At 38.0% G+C, this 20478-nt stretch carries 14 protein-coding genes and 3 tRNA genes; 7 read left to right on the plus strand and 10 right to left on the minus strand.

The window, feature by feature from the left end; translation table 11 throughout:
* Window positions 1-38: 38 nt before the first annotated feature.
* From AC27IF_RS14770 to AC27IF_RS14790, 5 genes are all read right to left on the minus strand, one after another.
* Window positions 39-2693, minus strand: coding sequence for a glycoside hydrolase family 3 C-terminal domain-containing protein (locus AC27IF_RS14770; RefSeq protein WP_487055108.1), 2655 nt, complete (start codon window positions 2691-2693; stop codon window positions 39-41).
* A gap of 134 nt (window positions 2694-2827) precedes the next feature.
* Window positions 2828-4009 carry a helix-turn-helix domain-containing protein gene (locus tag AC27IF_RS14775; RefSeq protein WP_487055109.1) on the minus strand — a complete coding sequence of 394 codons (1182 nt, stop codon included), beginning with the start codon at window positions 4007-4009 and terminating at the stop codon, window positions 2828-2830.
* Between the two features lie 131 nt (window positions 4010-4140).
* Window positions 4141-4305 carry a hypothetical protein gene (locus tag AC27IF_RS14780; protein ID WP_487055110.1) on the minus strand — a complete coding sequence of 55 codons (165 nt, stop codon included), beginning with the start codon at window positions 4303-4305 and terminating at the stop codon, window positions 4141-4143.
* A 25-nt stretch (window positions 4306-4330) separates the two neighbouring features.
* The gene (locus AC27IF_RS14785) at window positions 4331-5293 is read right to left on the minus strand and encodes a Gfo/Idh/MocA family protein (RefSeq protein ID WP_487055111.1); all 963 of its coding nucleotides are present in this window, start codon (window positions 5291-5293) and stop codon (window positions 4331-4333) included.
* Between the two features lie 10 nt (window positions 5294-5303).
* Window positions 5304-6896, minus strand: a complete 1593-nt coding sequence (locus AC27IF_RS14790; protein WP_487055112.1) for a sugar porter family MFS transporter — start codon at window positions 6894-6896, stop codon at window positions 5304-5306.
* Window positions 6897-7331: 435 nt separating this feature from the next.
* Between AC27IF_RS14790 and xylB the strand changes: the two genes are divergently transcribed.
* The 5 genes from xylB to pgi all read left to right on the plus strand — a co-directional run bounded on the left by xylB (window position 7332) and on the right by pgi (window position 14992).
* Entirely contained in the window at window positions 7332-8789 is a 1458-nt protein-coding gene (gene xylB / locus AC27IF_RS14795; RefSeq protein ID WP_487055149.1) for a xylulokinase, read from the plus strand.
* 48 nt (window positions 8790-8837) lie between these two features.
* Entirely contained in the window at window positions 8838-10154 is a 1317-nt protein-coding gene (gene xylA / locus AC27IF_RS14800; RefSeq protein WP_487055113.1) for a xylose isomerase, read from the plus strand.
* 63 nt (window positions 10155-10217) lie between these two features.
* On the plus strand, window positions 10218-11165 hold the full coding sequence (gene tal, locus AC27IF_RS14805) for a transaldolase (RefSeq protein WP_487055114.1): 948 nt from the start codon (window positions 10218-10220) through the stop codon (window positions 11163-11165).
* Between the two features lie 122 nt (window positions 11166-11287).
* Window positions 11288-13303 carry a transketolase gene (gene tkt / locus AC27IF_RS14810; protein ID WP_487055115.1) on the plus strand — a complete coding sequence of 672 codons (2016 nt, stop codon included), beginning with the start codon at window positions 11288-11290 and terminating at the stop codon, window positions 13301-13303.
* 42 nt (window positions 13304-13345) lie between these two features.
* On the plus strand, window positions 13346-14992 hold the full coding sequence (gene pgi / locus AC27IF_RS14815) for a glucose-6-phosphate isomerase (RefSeq protein WP_487055116.1): 1647 nt from the start codon (window positions 13346-13348) through the stop codon (window positions 14990-14992).
* Between the two features lie 57 nt (window positions 14993-15049).
* Here the strand turns inward: pgi and AC27IF_RS14820 are convergent, their stop codons facing one another.
* A complete protein-coding gene (locus AC27IF_RS14820) occupies window positions 15050-16396 on the minus strand; it encodes an MATE family efflux transporter (protein ID WP_487055117.1) in 1347 nt (448 codons plus the stop codon).
* A 117-nt stretch (window positions 16397-16513) separates the two neighbouring features.
* Here AC27IF_RS14820 and AC27IF_RS14825 point away from each other — a divergent pair, with 117 nt between their 5' ends.
* On the plus strand, window positions 16514-17404 hold the full coding sequence (locus AC27IF_RS14825; RefSeq protein ID WP_487055118.1) for an AraC family transcriptional regulator: 891 nt from the start codon (window positions 16514-16516) through the stop codon (window positions 17402-17404).
* 8 nt (window positions 17405-17412) lie between these two features.
* On the opposite strand, the gene AC27IF_RS14830 is transcribed toward AC27IF_RS14825, so the two are convergent.
* Complete coding sequence (locus AC27IF_RS14830; RefSeq protein ID WP_487055119.1) at window positions 17413-18450, minus strand: LacI family DNA-binding transcriptional regulator; 1038 nt, start codon at window positions 18448-18450, stop codon at window positions 17413-17415.
* A gap of 150 nt (window positions 18451-18600) precedes the next feature.
* Between AC27IF_RS14830 and AC27IF_RS14835 the strand changes: the two genes are divergently transcribed.
* Window positions 18601-19593: a 2-hydroxyacid dehydrogenase gene (locus AC27IF_RS14835; protein ID WP_487055120.1), complete on the plus strand. Its 993-nt coding sequence runs from the start codon at window positions 18601-18603 to the stop codon at window positions 19591-19593.
* Window positions 19594-19822: 229 nt separating this feature from the next.
* Here the strand turns inward: AC27IF_RS14835 and AC27IF_RS14840 are convergent.
* The 3 genes from AC27IF_RS14840 to AC27IF_RS14850 all read right to left on the minus strand — a co-directional run bounded on the left by AC27IF_RS14840 (window position 19823) and on the right by AC27IF_RS14850 (window position 20294).
* Window positions 19823-19899 (minus strand) — tRNA-Met (locus tag AC27IF_RS14840).
* 123 nt (window positions 19900-20022) lie between these two features.
* Window positions 20023-20099: transfer RNA gene (locus AC27IF_RS14845), tRNA-Met, on the minus strand.
* A 118-nt stretch (window positions 20100-20217) separates the two neighbouring features.
* Window positions 20218-20294 (minus strand) — tRNA-Met (locus AC27IF_RS14850).
* Window positions 20295-20478 lie beyond the last annotated feature (184 nt).

The raw sequence follows: 20478 nt of genomic DNA on the forward strand, positions 1-20478 counted from the left end.
AGCAAAGATCAATAAACCCTCATTATTTTTTGATAGATTTATAATACTGATACGTTAGCTTTTAATACTTTTTCTGTACCCAGTTTTATACCTTGTCCGGAGCCAATAGACACATGGAGAACGCCCGTATAAGGTTTTATTTTTCCTTCGTTATCCACGTAAGTGAGTTTCTCTTGTTCAATCACAAAGGATACTTGTTGTGCGCTATTTGCTGCTAGCTTGACATGCTTAAAGCTTACCAATTGACGTATTGGAGTTTTAACGGGTGCATCAGGCATAGAAAAGTACACTTGCACAACTTCATTCGCGTCAAAGTCTGAAGCATTAGTGACCGTGGCAGATACATGTAGTTGTTCTTGCTTTGATAAAGACACATTCTGATAACTAATGTCTGCATAACTCAAACCAAAGCCAAAAGGGTAAAGCACATCACCTTGATAATATTTATAGGTACGATTATCCATGGCATAGTCTTTAAAATCAGGTAAGTCATCAATACTTCGGTAAAAAGTCACCGGCAACTTACCAGAAGGGCTAAATTCACCAAAAAGTAGACGAGCAAGAGCTGTACCAGTAGACTCTCCTGGATAAAAACCTTGTATTACTGCAGAGGCATGTTGATCAACCCAATTTAAGGCAATAGCACTACCACTTAAATTAACATAAACAATAGGCTTACCTGTTTCTGCTAATTGTTTAAGTAGCATTAACTGACTCGCAGGCAAATTAATATGGGTACGATCGCCATGAGAAAAGCCATCAATTTCTAACGGCATTTCTTCACCCTCAAGGTTAGCGGTAATACCGCCGACAAACACAATAACCTCTGCACTTTTAGCAGCCGACATAGCGGCTTGCGTTAAATCTTCGTCTTTATTTAACCAACTCAACTTAATTTCAGGTTCAATAACATTTGAATGCCAATAATGTTGAATAATTGATTGTGCTTCAAAAGTATAGTGCTTATCCGCGACTAACTTAATGCTGCCTGTTATATTTTTTCCATCGATAGTGTAAGTAACATTAGTGCCTTTAAACTCATAATCCCCACTGTGTTGAGGCTTTAATATTCCTCGCCATTTAACGGAAAACTCTTGGTCATTATTGCCCCCCAATGGCGAATGTTTAAAACTAAAATCTATATTTTCATCAATGCGTTGAATAGTCGGTTGTACATTAAAATGTGCTTTAGCATAATATTCAGCTTTTAAACCGGGTTTCAACTCCCCGGTATAATTTAAATGATAAAAAGATTGGCTACTCACGGCTTGGTGATGACTATAGACCTCCCCTGTTAAACTAGAGCCAACAGCATAATTCACTTGGTTATTACCAATCATGTCTGCAATAGCTGTCTTAGGTGTAACGGCGTTGATTGGTTTACCATGATAGTTGGCTAGTAAAACGGTTTTATTGTCGGCATTTGGGCCAATTAACGCAATGTTAGTGCTCTTTTTAAGTGGTAAAACACCTTTGTTTTTCAGTAACACTAAAGATTGCTCTGCAGCGGTTTGTGTTAACGCTAAATGCTTAGCAGAGCCAACAACGTCTAATCCGTTTTTTGCATAAGACACCAGTTCACTAGGGTCGAACATCCCCAATTTAAAGCGCGCAGTAAATAAGCGGGTAACCGCTTGTGTAATGGCTGTTTCATCAATTAAGCCCTCTGTTACCGCTTGGTTCAAAGCATCGTACGTATTTCCATGATGATCACCACAATTTAAGTCAGTGCCTGCTAAAACGGCTTCAGCAGCTGCTTGCGCTGGTGTATCGACCACATGGTGTGATTTTTTATCATAAATATCAGCTACCGCGCCACAATCTGACACCACATAACCTTTAAAATTAAATTCATCTCGTAAATGGTGTTTTAATAATTCATCACTACCGCATGCCGGCTGACCATTAACACGATTATAAGCACACATGACTGACGAAACTTGCGTATTTTTAATCGTATCAGAGAAAGCAGGTAAATACGTTTCTCTCATGTCCTTAGCTGATACGTGATAGTCGTCGCTATGGCGCGAATATTCAGGGCCACTATGCACAGCAAAATGCTTTATCGTGGCAACAGATTTAAGGTGCTTATCATCAGAGCCTTGTAAACCATTAACGAAATTAGTAGCAATTCGGCTAGTTAAAAAAGGATCTTCTCCGTAAGTTTCTTGACCACGCCCCCATCGAGGATCTCTAAATATATTAATATTAGGTGACCAATAAGTTAGCCCTGTATACATGGCTGTATTCCCTTCACCTAGAAACGCATGATGTTTTGCCCTTCCTTCATCAGAAATTGCCGTAGCAACATCATAAATAAGCGCTTCATTGAAGGTGGCAGCTAAACCTATAGCTTGTGGAAAAACTGTGGCACTTCCTGCTCGCGCTACGCCATGTAAAGCTTCATTCCACCATCGGTATTGTGCAATACCCAATCGCTCAATGGCAGGTGATTTATCAAACATTTGCGCTATTTTTTCTTCAAGCGTAAGTCTTGAGACTAAATCTTTTACTCTAACGTCTAACGGCAATTCAACATTATTAAATGGGTATTTATTATTTTCTAACTTAGTTAAGCTTTCTTGAGCTGATGGTAACCCATCGTTTGCTGAATGACAGCCAACGAGCAAAGAACATAAAATTATGGGCTTAATAATTAAGCCTGCTAACAGTTTTGATTTTGTAATATTCAAAGTAATCTCATCCAATTGATAAAGTTAGCGCTAACATATCAGCCGAATTTTATAAATACGTCTGATTAAAGTTATTTTATGAGATTTGAACGTTCAACCATTCGGTATTAATAAAAGTCGTACCCTTTCATACGTTACGTAAGGTCTGGATTTTCTTTATCCCAATAGTCTTTTCGGTATTGTGTTGGTGTAACACCGGTTAGTTTTTTAAAGAAGGTATTAAAGGTTGCTTTACTGTTAAAACCAGCCATATCCATAATATCTAACATGGTTGTTTTACGATGATTTTCTTTTACTAATAATGATTTACTTTCATCTATTCTGTAATGGTTAATAAATTCAAAGAAGTTCTTTTTATAGTGATGATTGATAATAATAGACAATGTTCTTGGCGCTAATTCAAGTTGGTTTGCCAAGTTTTCCTGAGTTAGTAAATGATTTAGATAAGGTTTATGCAATAGCATATATTGCTCAATTTTATTAAGCACTTGCGGTTCCACCAGCTCTTTACTTTTATTTTTTTTATCAACTAAAGTATTATCAACACCTTTAAATATGGTTGAATGGCCGGCACTAAAAAATATCAAGACACTAATCAATAGCATTTTGGCATAATTTGACATTAGCCCTAAGCTTTCATGATCGAGCACAAACTGCAATTCGTACGATGAAAAAATAGCAACGGCAACCAAGATAGCAATTAAGCGAATAAATAAGAAACCAATAGTTAAAATATTCAACCAATTTAAATTGACACTTTCTAACTCTGCGACTTCATTGATTAATAGCCTTTTATAGCGTCTGAGTTCAATCAAACATAACACACCACAAGCAAACCTAAAGAGCTCCCTAAAGATATGGAACCCCCTATCTACCGAAGATGCATCAGCAACAATTTCCCCTTGGAGAGTTAAAATTTTGATGTCATTATCAACCGATAACCAACTCACATAGAAATAGCAGAAATAAACCAAAAACGGCACTAAATACAGTAAATCTAACTTTCTAAAATGGAAGTTTTTATAAATTAATGAGCGTATATAAAACAATAATAAGGGGGCTTCAAGCCAATAGCTCAAGCCGAAGCTATAAAACAGATTTGGAGAGAACTCAAGTGCTTGAAACCTAAAAGCTTCACCAAATATAATCAAATTATCGAGGGGGATAGCCGCTTGAGTTAATAAAAAAAGGCTTAGAAGAATGTTACTAGAACGCTTACCTTTTTTTAAGGTGATGACAAACAATGAAAAAAGGACACATTGGTAAATAGTAATAATCAATGCAAGATCATGAGTGTTAAACAAAACTTCTTTCAAAATATCTACAGCCCTTTAAAGTTCTTTTATTTTTATTTTTATTTTTATTTTTTGTTTAATCAAAATAGCATATTTTTTTTAATCAAAACACCTAGCTGTTACTATTAATATGTTTGAAATGAATTTTCTTATTAAATAACAAATTGCTCCACTACTGTTTTCTGACTAGATGCTAAGTACTTAAGCTGTTCACTTAAATCGGTCAACTTCCCCACAGTACCATTACTTTTATCTGCACTTTCAGATATTTCATTAATGTTTTGCCACTTCTGAAGCGGTTTGGATCTGGAGAACATTCAAAAGAGTAATAGACTAGTAAAACTAAAATAGACGTTTTATGAATTCCATTTGCTCTTGAAGTAAATGACTTAAATCATGTGGCATCAACTCGTGCTCTAATTGCTTGTCAAAAATAGACATAGCAACAGCGTCTGCTTCATAATTAAAGCCTAAGCTCTTTCTGCCATCTTCAAAATGATCAACTCTCTCATCAAGCTTGAATAAACTACATTGATCAGCCCGCCAAAAGTTGGGAATGGCAATATAGCCTTCATCACCAATAATATATGCCCAATTTTGTAATTTACATTGATAAGATGTTGATAATGATAATTTACTCCCACCTGCATCGGCAAGTATAACCACATCATCCTCAACTCCATTAGGAGCCAAATGAGATTTAATAAAGATATTACTCATGGGAGTAGCAACAAAATATAACGCAATCGCTAAAGGGTATATGCCCATCTCGAGTAAACAGCCACCGGCTAGCTCTGCATTATATTCACGTCGGTCTTCATCATAGGGTAATGGATAACCGAAATCGGCTTTTATGTGCTTTATTTTACCAATTCTACCTTCGTCAACCCATTGTTTTGCTTTAAGAATGGCTGGTAAAAAATAAGTCCACATGGCTTCCATCAGGAATAAGCTTTTCTCTTTTGCTAATGCAGCTAATTTTTTACTTTCTTCACTACTGACAGTTATAGGCTTTTCACACAGTACTGATTTACCCGCCATTAGCGCGTCATGCACATGCTGGTAATGAAAAGTATGTGGCGTTGCTACATAAACAACATCAATATCACGGTCATCAAATAGTGCTTGGTAACCTTGGTATGCTTTTTCAATACCATATTTATTAGCAAACTCCTGAGCATTATTTACATTTCTAGCCGCTACGCCAACAAGCTCACCATACTGTGATAGAGCCATGTCTTGACAAAACTGTTCGGCAATTCGCCCTGTACTAACAATACCCCAACGTATTTTTTTATTAGTCATGACTCTTCCTCTAAGCTAGTTGTGCTTTTTCATTATTATCTTGCTTTGCACTGTCAAAAACCTGCTCAAGCTCTTCTAATGACTTTCCTTTAGTTTCAGGCAGTAATTTATATACCAATGCCAAACCAAGTAAGGCAAATACTCCATAAATCATAAAGGTTGCGGCGGTACCTATAGTAGCCAGCTCCCATGGGAATACTAGCTGCACAGAAAAACTAACAATACTATTAATTAATCCCGTAAACGCAATACCAACTCCGCGAAGATGATTAGGGAAAATTTCTGCTAGTAGCACCCACATAACGGGTCCTAATGAAACTGCAAATGAGGCAACAAAGCCCAGAATCCCCATCATAATTAACAAGGCATTCATTTTAGCCGCAGCTTGAATTAACTCTGCCTGGTTTTCACGTGCTTGTTGCTCACCAAGTAGCTCTATTAAGGCTGCTTTAAAAGCAATATCACTGTCAAAAGTCTTACCTATCAATGGTGCAACTTGCGCTTTAACCTCAGCCGAACTGATCTTAGCTACTGACTCCTGTGTTAATGAATAAGTTGCTTGGTGAAAACCATATGCTGCGATAGTCATACTAATAAATACACCCGCTAAACCTATTAGCATAAGAGGTTTACGGCCCAGTTTATCTATTAGCAACATGGCAATAATGGTAAAGATGATATTAATAATACCTACCCAAATAGCTTGCGAAAAAGCAGCGTCTTGACCTACACCACTTTGTTCAAAAATACTTGGAGCATAAAAATAAATAGCATTAACACCGGTAATTTGCTGACAAATACCAACGGTTAGGCCAACCGCAAGCACCAAACGCATTTTCCCAGAAAACAACAAGGATAAACGTTGCTTTATTGGTGGTAATTTATCTTGCTGCTGTTGCTGAATGTCTGAGACTAAATCATCAGCATTTTGGTGTGGGAATAGCTTTTTCAACACAGTCTTGGCTTTTTCAATATGGCCATTACATACTAACCAGCGCGGACTTTCCGGAATAATAAACAATAAACATAAATACGCTAGAGCAGGGATAATTTCTAAACCTAACATCCATCGCCAGACATTCTCGTTAATACCTAGACTTAATGCCAGCTCACTTGTTCCACCACTTAACTGTAATAAATAATAATTTGCAAAATAAGCCGCAGAGAGGCCAACGACTATATTTAATTGATTAATTGAGATCATTTTACCGCGATATTTTGCCGGCGAAATTTCAGCTATGTACATAGGCGCTAATACGAGAGAGGCAAACGCTAGGCCACCAATAATCCGAGCCGCAACAAGCATATAGTAATTAACAGCGAGCGCAGAAAGTATTGCCGAAACTACATACAACGCAGCAATAGTGATAAGAATTTTTTTGCGACCAAATTGATCCGCAGCCGGCCCAGCAATTAACGAGCCTATAACCGCACCTAGTGTCGGCGAGCTGACAACAAAACCTTGTTGCCATTCATTTAATTGAAACTCTGTTGTTACAAAACCGACAACTCCTGAGATCACCGAGGCATCAAAACCAAATATGAAGCCGCCTAAGGCGACCACTACAGCGATAAAGACACTATTTGCAAAACTTCCTGACATATTACAACTCTTACACTCTATTTTTATAATGACACCAATAAAACACATTGGTAACGCTAACACAAGTAATTTAAGCGATTTATATAAATAAAACACATTGGTAACTTGTATCGTTAATTAACAATAATTTAGATCAGAGTCTATCAAGTAACTAATTAAAACCCAATCAATTTTCATTACCCAAAAAGTTAACCAAGCAGCCAACCAGAAACAAATAAAAACAAATATTAACAAACACTTAAAGTGAAAATAAAATAAATAACAACCGATAAAAGCAGATCAAACACCATTAATTACTTTACCTAATTAATTACTATCCCTTAATAGAATTACCCCTTTTATACCAGAGATAAAAATAAAAAGTCTCAAAACTATTGCCAAAATAAAATTACGATGATAATGTTAGCGCTAACAATTTATCAAGTAAGCATAATTATGTATTTAGGCATTGATTTAGGCACCTCAGGTGTAAAAGTAATAATACTAGATGAGAAAGATCAACTCATCGCTCAAGCCTCTTGTTCTCTTGAGGTAAGTCGTCCTGCCCCTCTTTGGTCTGAGCAAGATCCATCGCATTGGTGGCAAGCAACTAATGAGGCGATTAAGGAATTAAAAGAAAACAATAAGAAAGCGCTTTCATCTGTTTCAGCTATTGGTTTGTCAGGTCAAATGCACGGCGCTACTTTACTTGATAACGCTAACCAAGTGATCCGCCCCGCTATTTTGTGGAACGATGGACGCAGCGAAGCACAATGTAAAACCATCGAAACAAGCGAAAAAAAAACTCGTGCTATCACGGGTAATATCGCTATGCCTGGTTTTACGGCACCGAAACTTGTGTGGTTAAAAGAAAATGAGCCTGACAATTTCGAAAAAGTAGCCAAAGTCTTATTACCGAAAGATTACTTACGCTTTTTAATGACGGGTGATTTTGCTTCCGATATGTCCGACAGTGCTGGCACTTTATGGCTAGATGTTGAAAAAAGACAATGGTCGATTGAGATGTTAACCGCAACTAACTTAACACTTGAACAGATGCCTACGCTTTATGAAGGTACTGAGATTACCGGCTACCTTAGTGATGATATAGCCAAGCAATGGGGCATGAATAATGTGCCAGTGATTGCTGGTGCCGGTGACAATGCAGCTGGCGCAGCAGGTATTGGTGTTATTAAACCCAACGAAGCGTTTCTGTCGCTAGGCACTTCAGGCGTTTATTTTGTTGCTAATGAAACTTACAACCCAAATCCAGACAGTGCTGTTCATACTTTTTGTCATTGTGTACCTAACACCTGGCATCAAATGGCTGTTGTGCTAAGCGCAGCAAGTTGTTTGACTTGGGTTACTAAACTAACAGGTTTTAAAGACGAGAAAAGTTTATTAGACGAAGTAGATAAACTCGATTTTTCAACACCTTCTTCACTTATTTTCTTACCGTATTTATCTGGTGAAAGAACCCCGCATAATAACCCTAACGCTCAAGGTGTTTTCTTTGGCTTAGGTCATAACACTGATGCTGCAGAATTAGGGCGTGCGGTATTAGAGGGTATTGCATTTGCCTTTGCAGACGGCCAGCAAGCACTAGTTGCTGCCGGTACAATCATAGATCAAGTCTCTGTAATTGGTGGTGGTTCTCGTAGCGCACTGTGGGGCAGAATACTCGCCAGTGTACTTAATAAACCACTAACTTACCGCAAAGGTGGTGAAGTAGGCCCAGCATTAGGTGCAGCACGTTTAGCTAAGATCGGCGTCAACAATCTTAATGCAAGTGATGTTTGTATTGCCAGTGAGGTTGATCATGTCATCGAACCTCAGCAAGACATGGTTAACTATTACCCTGCACAACACCTTAAATATCAACAACTTTATCAAAGCTTAAAGGCACATTTTTAAGCTTTCAAAACAACATTCAATTTAAACCGTATTAACTAGGAGAATAACATGAGCCAATTTTTTGAAAATGTAGATAAAATTCAATATGAAGGTCCTGAAAGTACTAACCCATTAGCGTTTCGTTACTATGACGAAAACCAAGTAGTATTGGGTAAAACCATGAAAGAACACTTACGTTTTGCTGCTTGTTACTGGCACAATTTTTGTTGGGCTGGCTCAGACATCTTCGGTGCAGGCACGTTTGAACGTCCTTGGATGCAAGCAACAGGTAATCAACTTGAACTTGCTGAACAAAAAGCAAAAGTTGCTTTTGAATTTTTCGAAAAATTAGGTGCGCCTTACTTCTGTTTCCATGATGCAGATATAGCACCTGAAGGTGAAACATTACAAGAGTTTCACGACAATGTAGATCACATTGTTGGTATATTTGAAAAAGAAATGAAGCGTACTGGTATTAAACTTTTATGGGGTACTGCTAACCTTTTCTCAAATGCACGCTTTTGTGCTGGTGGCTCTACTAACCCTAACCCTGATTTATATGCTTACGCAGCGGCACAAGTTAAGCATGCAATGGATGTTACCCACCGTTTAGGTGGTGAAAACTACGTTCTTTGGGGTGGTCGTGAAGGTTACGATACTTTATTAAATACTAACCTTGAGCAAGAAGGCGAACAATATGCACGCTTCCTTAAAATGGTTATTGAACATAAACACAAAATTGGTTTCAAAGGTAAGTTATTAATTGAGCCTAAGCCCCAAGAGCCTACTAAGCATCAATATGATTACGATACAGCAACTGTTGCTGGTTTCCTACACAAGCACGGTATTGCTGGTGAAGTACACGTAAACATAGAAGCTAACCATGCAACACTTGCTGGCCATAGTTTCCATCATGAGGTGGCTGTAGCATGTGCTGAAGGTGTTATGGGTAGTATCGATGCTAACCGTGGTGATATGCAAAACGGTTGGGATACGGATCAATTCCCTAACGATGTAGCTGAATGTACTTTAGTCATGTATGAAATCTTAAAAAATGGTGGCTTAGACACAGGTGGTTTTAACTTCGATACTAAATTACGTCGTCAATCATGTGAACGTGAAGATTTATTCATCGGTCACATCGGTGGTATGGACACTATGGCTAAAGCGTTATTAAACGCAGCTAAATTAATTAAAGATGCACCTTTATCTGATTTCGTTGAAGAGCGTTACGCTGGTTGGAAAGGTCAATTAGGTCAAAGCATTATGTCTGGTGATCACAGCTTAGAAAGCTTATCTAAATTAGTATTAGACAATAATATTAACCCTAAGCAAGAGTCTGGTCGTCAAGAGCTACTTGAAAATATTGTTAACCGTTACGTTTAATTAACTCTCTAAACTCGAGGAAAGCCAACGTTTACATTCACTGTTAGCGTTGGCTATTAAAAGATGAACCTATTAGAACAACTAAAACTAGTAACAAAAGTGGTTGCCGATAGCGGTGATGTGGATTCAATTAAAGCGTTAAACCCCGTCGATGCCACCACCAACCCTTCACTTATTTTACAAGCAGCTAAATTGCCACAATATAAACACCTTATTGATGATGCCATCGAAAAAAGTAAAGTGAATGGTAATGCAGATATCGATGATGTCTGTGATCAGCTAATTGTAAACTTTGGCTGTGAAATTTTAAAACACGTACCTGGGCGAATTTCTTCTGAAGTTGATGCCCGCCTTTCTTTCGATACTCAAGCAAGCATTGAAAAAGGTCGTAAACTTATTAGCCTTTATGAAAAATCAGGCATTAAAAAAGAACGTGTATTAATTAAATTAGCTTCAACATGGCAAGGTATTAAAGCCGCTGAACAGCTAGAAAAAGAAGGTATAGCGTGTAACTTAACTTTACTGTTTAGCATGGCACAAGCTGTTGCCTGTGCAGAAGCTAATGTAACGCTGATCTCTCCTTTTGTTGGCCGTATCTTAGATTGGTACAAAGCAAAAGAAGGAAAAGACTTTGTTGGCAGCGACGATCCAGGTGTGCAATCTGTGACGCGTATTTATCAGTATTATAAAACTTACGATTACAACACGGTTGTAATGGGCGCAAGCTTTAGAAACACGAGCGAAATAGTAGAGTTAGCTGGCTGTGATTTGTTAACTATTTCTCCGGTTTTGCTCAATGAACTGCAAGCAACTGAAGGCGTTTTAGCTACCAAGCTTAGTGCAAAATCTATTGACGTTAAATCGAGAGAAGCAATAACGCCATTAACAGAAAATAGTTTTGCATGGCAACATAATGAAGACGCCATGGCATCAGAGAAACTATCTGAAGGCATTAGAAACTTTGCTAAAGACCAAAACACCCTGGATAACATGGTGTCTGCACTTTTATAGACTCAAAATTTAAAAACCTAGTTCATCTGACGTACCGAGCGATATTTATTAACGTGCGTTAGGTGTTAATGCCACTTAATTTATAAAACAATTCAATAAATACCAATTTAAAGGAAAACATCATGACGTCTTCAAGACAGCAGTTAGCGAATGCTATCCGTGTATTAACAATGGATGCCGTGCAACAAGCAAAATCAGGTCATCCGGGCGCACCAATGGGCATGGCTGATATTGCAGAGGTGTTATGGAATGATCACTTGAAACACAATCCTACTAACCCTAATTGGACCGATAGAGATCGCTTTGTATTAAGTAATGGTCATGGTTCAATGTTAGTTTATTCATTATTACATTTAAGTGGTTATGACTTACCAATTGGTGAATTAAAACGTTTTAGACAGTTGCATTCAAAAACCCCTGGCCACCCTGAGTATGGTTACACCGTCGGGGTAGAAACTACGACAGGGCCTTTAGGTGCTGGTATATCAAATGCTGTTGGTATGGCTATCGCAGAAAAAACGTTAGCAGCACATTTTAATCGTCCTAATTTAGATATTGTTGATCACTTCACTTATTGCTTTTTAGGTGATGGTTGTTTAATGGAAGGTATTTCTCATGAAGTTTGCTCTTTAGCTGGCACACTGGGTTTAGGCAAGTTGATTGCATTTTGGGATGACAATGGTATTTCCATTGACGGAGAAGTTGAAGGCTGGTTTACCGATAACACCCCTGCCCGTTTTAAAGCTTATGGCTGGCATGTAATTTCAGATGTTGATGGCCATGATCCTATTGCACTTAACAACGCAATAACACTCGCTAAAAGCATTACCGACAAACCCACTATGATTTGTTGTAAAACCACTATTGGTTTTGGCTCGCCTAATAAATCTGGCTCTCATGATTGCCATGGCGCTCCTTTAGGCGATGAAGAAATTGCTGCGGCGCGTGAATTCTTAAATTGGTCACACGCTCCTTTTGATATTCCTAGCGAGGTATATCAAGGGTGGGATGCTAAAGAAAAAGGCACTAACAATGAATCAAACTGGAATGAGCTGTTTTCACAATACCAACAGCAACATCCTGAGCTTGCTGCTGAATATATAAGACGTGTAATTAACAATGACTTACCGGAGAATTTCGAGCAAATCGCTGATGACTATATTCAATCATGTCAAAGCGCTGGTAGTAATATTGCCTCACGTAAAGCGTCACAAAATACTATTGAAGTGTTCGGTGCGGCTTTACCTGAATTATTAGGTGGTTCAGCTGATTTAGCCGGTTCAAATTTAACACTATGGTCTGGCTCTAAAGGTATTTCGGCCGAAGACGCTGATGGAAACTATTTATTCTACGGAGTTCGTGAATTTGGTATGAGTGGTATTATGAATGGTATCTCCCTTCATGGCGGTTTTATTAATTACGGCGCTACTTTTTTAATGTTTATGGAGTACGCGCGCAATGCTGTGCGAATGTCAGCATTGATGGGCATTCAAAACATTTTTGTATATACTCACGACTCTATCGGCCAAGGGGAAGATGGTCCTACTCATCAACCTATTGAGCAAATAGCCAATTTACGTATGACGCCTAATTTAACTACATGGCGACCTTGTGATGCCGTTGAGTCGGCAGTTGCATGGAAAGCAGCGGTACAAAAACAAAATGGTCCGAGTGCCCTAATATTCAGTCGTCAAAACTTGCCTCATCAAGAGCGGAGATCAGCACAAGTAAGCTGCATTGAAAAAGGTGGCTATACTTTATTAGACTGTTCTGGAACACCTGATGCAATTTTGATTGCCACAGGGTCTGAAGTAGCTATTGCTATTGAAGCGGCAAAAGCTTTAAATGCACAAGGAAAAAATATTCGTGTTGTCTCAATGCCATGCACCAATATTTTTGATCAACAAGCAAATGATTACCAAGAAAGCGTATTATCTAATGAGGTAAAATCCATCATTGCTATTGAAACAGCGCATGTTGATTTTTGGCATAAATATGTGGGGAAAACCGGTACTGTTATCGGCATGACAACTTTTGGTGAGTCAGCACCCGGTGCTGATTTATTAACTCACTTTGGATTTACCACCGATAACGTAATCACGACAACCTTAAAAGTAATAGAGAAAAATAACGCTTAATAAGCGTACCATCATTAATCGAGTAAAGTTGGAATATTAAAAATGCAATCTAGAACATCATTAGCCAGTTGGCAGGCATTAGTTAATCACGCAAGCGAGATGAAGCAACTGCACATGAGTGAGTTATTTAAAAATAACCCGCAACGTTTTGAACAATTTTCTATCAAGCTAACGCCATTTTTGCTCGATTACTCTAAAAACTTAATTGCTAACGACACCATGGAAAAACTCCTTTCACTAGCGAAAGAGTGTGATGTAGAAGCTTGGCGTGAAAAAATGTTTTCAGGTGAGCGCATTAACTCTACTGAAGATAGAGCAGTATTACATGTTGCCTTACGTAACCGCTCACAATCTCCAATCAGTATCGATGGCAAAGACATTAATGAAGATGTTCAACGTGCATTAAATCAGATGAAAGACTTCTCCGACAAAGTACGTCAAGGACACTGGAAAGGTTATTCTGGTAAACGCATCACCGATGTAGTAAATATTGGTGTTGGCGGCTCAAACCTTGGCCCTCAAATGGTGACTGAAGCATTAAAACAATACAGTGATAGCAGTGTTAATGTGCACTATGTTTCTAATGTGGATGGCACGCAAATAGCTAATGTTTTAAGGCCATTAAACCCTGAAAAAACATTATTTATTGTTTCGAGTAAAACCTTTACCACTACAGAAACCATGACTAACGCCCAAACTGCTATGCGTTGGTTAGTCTCTGCTTCGTTTGATGATTCTGCTATTGCTAAACATTTTGTTGCTGTTTCTTCAAACAAAAAAAATGCCACTGAGTTTGGTATTAAAGAAGAGAATATTTTTGACATGTGGGACTGGGTTGGCGGCCGATTTTCATTATGGTCAGCGATAGGATTACCCATTGCTCTTGATTTAGGCTTTGAGCGATTTATTGAATTACTAGAAGGTGCCCATGAAATAGACAAGCACTTTTGCGAAGCACCATTAGAAAAAAATGCTCCTGTTATTCTCGCTTTACTTAGTTTGTGGAACTGCACTTTCTTAGGCTCACAGTCACAAGCTATTTTACCTTATGATCAATCATTGCATATGCTTTCTGCGTACTTACAGCAAGCTGAAATGGAAAGTAATGGTAAATCTGTGAACTGGGAAGGAGAATCAATTGATTACCCTACTGTCCCTTCTATTTGGGGTGAGTTAGGTATTAATGGTCAACATGCTTTCTATCAGTACTTACATCAAAGTAATAATGTTGTTCCTGCAGATTTTATTGGCTCAGTTGAGAGTGTAACACCTGTTAAAGGCCATCATGAAACCTTAATGGCTAACTTCTTTGCTCAAACTCAAGCACTTATGCAAGGGGTTAATGAGCAGCAAGTACGTGAAGACTTAAAAATGAAAGGCAGAACGGCTGAATATATTGATAAAGTAGCACCTCATAAAGTTCATAAAGGTAACCGCCCTACCAACACTATTTTAATGGAGCGTATATCACCTCGCTCAATTGGTAGTTTAATAGCGCTTTATGAGCATAAAATATTTACTCAAGGGATCTTGTTACAGATATGCTCATTCGATCAATGGGGCGTAGAGTTAGGCAAAGGTTTAGCTAACAATATTCAAGCTGAATTAGCTGCCAATACTATAAGTGACTCTCATGATAGCTCTACTAAAGGCTTAATGAGTTTCTTTCAAGACAGTAAGTCGAGTTAATAAATCAATTAGTAATCTTAAGTACTAAAGAGGTTATGGTTAACATAACCTCTTTTTTTATGTGGTTAAGTTTCTTAACCACACTTTTTTTCTCATTCTTAAAACAAACATTAATACTTTACATATTTCCTCTGAAAAAGCAGTTACCACCACCCAAAATAGCGGCCACTGAAAATAAAAAGCGGCGGTAAACGTTAACGGAATACTAATAAACCACATACCAACAGAGTCGATTACCAAGCAATATTTATTATCGCCGCCTGCACGAAGAACTCCCATAGAGATCGTCATGTTTAATACCTTAATACAGGTTCCAAAAATAATAAGTACAAAGACTTCTGATGCTAATTCTAGTGTGTTATCTGCTAAGGACTGAAACGGTAAAAATATAGCGTCTTCAAAAATAAGTAATATTATCGCTAATACAAAAGTAACAACAGGTGCACTAAAACTAAAGAACTTTCCTGTATTCCACGCCCCCGTGTAATCACTTTTACCTAGCTGTTGGCCCACTAAAATAGAGCAAGCAGAAGAAAAGCCAAAGAAAGACGCGATAAGCACTCCTTCGATTGGCGTTAACATACTCATTACCGCTAACTCTTGCGTACCCATACGGCCAAAAATTAATTGATATACAAATGTTCCTAATGACCAGACACCAAAACTCACCATCATAGGCCAAATTAAGTTAGTAAACTTTAGCCATTTAATTTTATCAGTTAGCTCACTAAAACTATCGCGGGTTGGAAAAATGGCTTGTGATGATTTACGTAAGCTCATCAACATAATAACAAGGTGAAATAATCGGGAAATTGTTGTTGCCCATGCAGCGCCCACCACGCCCATAGCATCAACACCTAAACCACCATTAATTAACCAGTAGTTTAAAATAACATTAACGACTATCGCTAAAATACTAAATAACATTGGTAACTTTACTTGCCCTGTCGCTCGCAATGCATTTTCAAATATAATAATAACAGCAATAAAAAATAAACTTGGTACGGTTATCCATAAATAGGTTTCACCGGTAGCAATCACTAAACTATCTTGGCTAGCAAGCTCTAATACATTGCCAGCATAGAAAATATTAAGGATGACGATAGGCAATAAAACAGCAAAGGAAAAAATAATCGCCATCATGACAATATTTTGAATTTTTTTAACCTTACCCGCGCCGTAGTATTGAGCTGACAAGACACCAACACCCGAGGCAACACCCGTTACGATGATCAACACAACAAAAAATACTCTATTACTAATACCTACAGAGGCAACAGCACTATCACCTAAGTGAGAGACCATAATAATATCTATCATGCCAAGTAAAGTAACCAAGACACTTTGTAGAGAGATAGGCCAAGCTAATTGGCAGGTTTTTTTAATAAATTCAAGATTAAACATCGTTAAAGCTTACAAAGGTGTTCTACAATAAAAGCTGTATTTTAGCTAATAGTCGTGACTATGACGATAATTGCGAATATCATTCATTATGTCTAAAACTATCACTACGAGTATTTTATGTGGCAAGATATCATTAACATCCACCTAGATTGTGAGGAATATTTCCTCAACTTTGAGCAAATGCCAGGTGGTGCAAATTCGGTTATTGCCTGTGCAGGTATCTCAACGCTAAGAACTGAATATCAGATTGGCAAAACAGGTGTAGGCGAAATACTTGAGCAAAATAGTAATGATAGAACACAAGTGCATTATGTATTAGCCACTCATTCAGGTGGTGGCAAACTTCAATTAGAAGGAAAAGAGTACTTAATTCCACCGTCAAGCATAGTAGTGCTACCCGTTGGTACGCCTTTTATTTATGAATTAGTTGAAGAGCACTGGAGTATGTGTTGGTTACTTTTACACGACTGCCCACAGTTTCAATACCTACATGAATTAGCCGCGACAGTCTTTCAATCCGATAAAGCAGAGCCACTTTATAGCACTATGTCACTATTACGGGAGCTAAACCATGTCAGTGGTCAAAACCAAACTGAAATAATTAGTGGCTTAATTGACGTATTAATTTACCAAATAGAACAAGCGACAAATAAGTCCCCTAACCTTAGTGTTCAGCAATATAAATTCAGGGGATTAATTCAATCGGTTAAAAAGCAGCTACAAGTGCCATGGACAGTCACTATGCTAGCAGAAAAAATGTATTTATCTGAGCCACAGTTTTTTAGATTATGTAAAAAAGAAACCGGTTTATCGCCGTTAAAGCTCATCACTAAATATCGATTAGAATACGCATGTAACTTATTAAGACACACTAACTATAACTTAACGCAAATAGCCACCTGTATTGGCTATGCAGACAGTATTAGTTTTGCTCACCGGTTTAAATTATTTTATGGTGTCAGTCCTGGGAGATGGCGTATGGTCAAAAAAGATCAAATTATTGGGTAAATGGTTAATTAATCTTGAAACTTTTTAGTAGAGTTCCTCTCAATTATTTCAAAATCAAGTACGTTTCTAAACTCTCTACTGTTCGCTTTTGATAAATCTGAGAACTTACCTGAAGCAATGATATCTATAGCCAGATCAGCCATTTCTTGAATTGGTTGCCTTACGGTAGTTAAGTTGGGTGAAACCGATACCGCTAGATGACCATCATCAAAGCCAGTGACTGACAACTCTTCTGGTACTAAAATTCGATTGATATGCGCTGCTGAAATTACCGCTGCGGCCATCTCGTCATTAGCTGCAACAATAGCAGTCGGCCTATCGTCTAAAGATAATATTTTTTGCGCTGCCTTTAAGCCTGAATCATAGGTAAATAAGCCTTGTTCTATATATTCAGGCGGAACATTTATCTGGTTTGAGCGTAAGGCATCAAGGTAACCTTGATAGCGTAATCGACTTACCCCTTGATTCGGGTTACCAATAATATGGCCAATTTTAGTGTGACCTTGAGCAATTAAGCGCTCGGTAATTTCAAAGCTCGCTTGATAATCATCCATACAAATATAAGGTGACAAGCTCAACTGTGTATCAGGAGCAATACGAACGAAGGTAACATTAGCTTCTTGTAGGGTTGCTAATAATTTAGGCTCATTACAAATTGGCGGTAATAAAATAACACCATCAACACGAGTGACATCAATAAGATCCTTAACCGAAGCAATAGACTTATCAATATCATCATCTATTTCATCCACCACTAAATGATGACCTGTAGAGCGACAACTTTTTAAACCACGCAATAAGAACTTGCTGACATAGGAAGTATCTAAGTCCACATAAAGTAAACCGATAAAAAAAGACTTATTACTGGCTAATCGGCGCGCTGCAACGTTTGGGCGATAGTTTAAGGCTTTCACCGCCTTCATCACTAATTCTCGCTTAGCATCACTAACTTTACCGTCTTGATTAAGCACGCGAGATACTGTCATATTTGACACACCTGCTTTCTCTGCTACATCCTGTATCCTTGCTCTTTTTGCTGTTGCCATATAACCTATCTTTAACAAATTTAATTAGCATTACTTTAGCAAAAACTGTTAGCGATATCATTATCTTTTATCGTAATTAGTCTTTGATAAGCCAGATAAAATCGTAAAGTTATATTTTATCGATATTTATTAACCAATAGGGAAATTAACATGAAGGTCGCTGTATTTAGTAGTAAGCCCTACGATCAATCTCATTTAGAAAAATTTAACAACAACCAACATCAACTGGATTTTATTAGCGCTAGATTATCACCACAAACAGCCTCGTTAGCTGTTGGCTATAACGCAGTTTGCTGTTTCGTCAACGACCAGTTGGATGCTGAGTGCATCGAGTTACTTGCAAAGCAAGGAGTAAAATTTATTGCCATGCGCTGTGCTGGCTATAACAATGTCCATTTAGCCAGTTGTAAAAAATATGATATAAAAATTGTCCGCGTGCCTGAATACTCGCCTTATGCTGTTGCTGAGCATGCTGTCGCTTTAATAATGGATTTAAACAGAAATATCCACCGTGCCTATGCTCGAGTGAGAGAGAATTATTATTTACTCGATGGTTTAATGGGTTTTGATATGCACGGTAAAACCGTTGGCATAATAGGTACAGGTAAAATTGGCGTCTGCTTAATTAACATTTTACTAGGCTTTGGCTGCAAAGTAGTTGCTTATGACACCTATGAAAGTGAAGAAGTGAAAGCCTTAGGTGTAGACTATAAAAGCCTCGATGAGTTATTTGCTGTTGCTGATATCATTTCACTACATTGTCCATTAACGAAAGACACCCACCATCTTATTAATCAAGACACCCTAGCAAAAATGAAACAAGGGGTGATGATCATTAATACCAGTAGAGGAGCATTAATTGACACCGCACAAGTGATTGAAGGTCTAAAATCAGGACAAGTTGGCCATTTAGGTTTAGATGTTTATGAAGAGGAAACAGAGTTGTTTTTTGAAGATTTCTCAAGCAGTATATTACAAGATGATATATTTGCCCGTTTATTAACGTTTCCCAACGTAGTGGTTACCGGTCATCAAGCATTCTTCACTAAAGAAGCACTCAATGCAATTGCCACCGTTACCATCAATAACTTAACCGCACTAGAGCAAAACAATTTGGCAAAGGCATGTTTGGTTGATCATTAAAAATATAAACATTAAACAATCGTATATACTTGATTAGTAGTAATTTTTATATTGGAATTGTTTTCGGGTGCACTGACTTATGAAGACTGAATCTACGACTTTTACTATATTTGGGTTGATTGCGAGAGCACTGACTTATGAAGAGTGAACCTACGATTTATTATATTTGAATTGTTTTCGGGTGCACTGACTTATGAAGAGTGAACCTACGACTTTTTTATATTTTAATTGGTTGCGGGAGCAGGATTTGAACCTACGACCTTCGGGTTATGAGCCCGACGAGCTACCAAGCTGCTCCATCCCGCGTCCGAATGAACTCTTTAAGAAATTAAAGAGAAAGCTAAATTAGTTTAAATTCTAAATTTAAGAATTGGTTATGGGAGCACTGACTTATGAAAAGTGAACCTACGACCTTTACAATATTCGAATTGGTTGCGGGAGCAGGATTTGAACCTACGACCTTCGGGTTATGAGCCCGACGAGCTACCAAGCTGCTCCATCCCGCGTCCGAATGTTCCCTTAAAATATCAAGGAAGCTAATAACTGTTTTAATTCTTGTTATTAAAGAATTGGTGCGGCAGCTGGATTTGAAAACAAAAACAACGACCTTTACAATATTCGAATTGGTTGCGGGAGCTGGATTTGAACCAACGACCTTCGGGTTATGAGCCCGACGAGCTACCAAGCTGCTCCATCCCGCGTCCGAATGTTCCTTTAAAATAACAAGGAAGCTAATAACTGTTTTAATTCTTGTTATTAAAGAATTGATGCGGTAATTGGATTTGAAAACAAAAACAACGACCTTCGGCTATTCGTTTATTAGAGCAGCCCGACGAGGTTGAACTTTAAGCTGTTCCATCCCGCGCCGAATGAACTTCTATTGAA

The organism is Colwellia sp. KS18-150, assembly GCF_057551365.1.

Bases quoted from the DNA above. Each gene is read 5' to 3' on its own strand.
- AC27IF_RS14780 (WP_487055110.1), bottom strand. From the start codon at position 4,305: ATGTTCTCCAGATCCAAACCGCTTCAGAAGTGGCAAAACATTAATGAA.
- AC27IF_RS14785 (WP_487055111.1), bottom strand. From the start codon at position 5,293: ATGACTAATAAAAAAATACGTTGGGGTATTGTTAGTACAGGGCGAATT.
- AC27IF_RS14790 (WP_487055112.1), bottom strand. From the start codon at position 6,896: ATGTCAGGAAGTTTTGCAAATAGTGTCTTTATCGCTGTAGTGGTCGCC.
- xylB (WP_487055149.1), top strand. From the start codon at position 7,332: ATGTATTTAGGCATTGATTTAGGCACCTCAGGTGTAAAAGTAATAATA.
- xylA (WP_487055113.1), top strand. From the start codon at position 8,838: ATGAGCCAATTTTTTGAAAATGTAGATAAAATTCAATATGAAGGTCCT.
- tal (WP_487055114.1), top strand. From the start codon at position 10,218: ATGAACCTATTAGAACAACTAAAACTAGTAACAAAAGTGGTTGCCGAT.
- tkt (WP_487055115.1), top strand. From the start codon at position 11,288: ATGACGTCTTCAAGACAGCAGTTAGCGAATGCTATCCGTGTATTAACA.
- pgi (WP_487055116.1), top strand. From the start codon at position 13,346: ATGCAATCTAGAACATCATTAGCCAGTTGGCAGGCATTAGTTAATCAC.
- AC27IF_RS14820 (WP_487055117.1), bottom strand. From the start codon at position 16,396: ATGTTTAATCTTGAATTTATTAAAAAAACCTGCCAATTAGCTTGGCCT.
- AC27IF_RS14825 (WP_487055118.1), top strand. From the start codon at position 16,514: ATGTGGCAAGATATCATTAACATCCACCTAGATTGTGAGGAATATTTC.
- AC27IF_RS14830 (WP_487055119.1), bottom strand. From the start codon at position 18,450: ATGGCAACAGCAAAAAGAGCAAGGATACAGGATGTAGCAGAGAAAGCA.
- AC27IF_RS14835 (WP_487055120.1), top strand. From the start codon at position 18,601: ATGAAGGTCGCTGTATTTAGTAGTAAGCCCTACGATCAATCTCATTTA.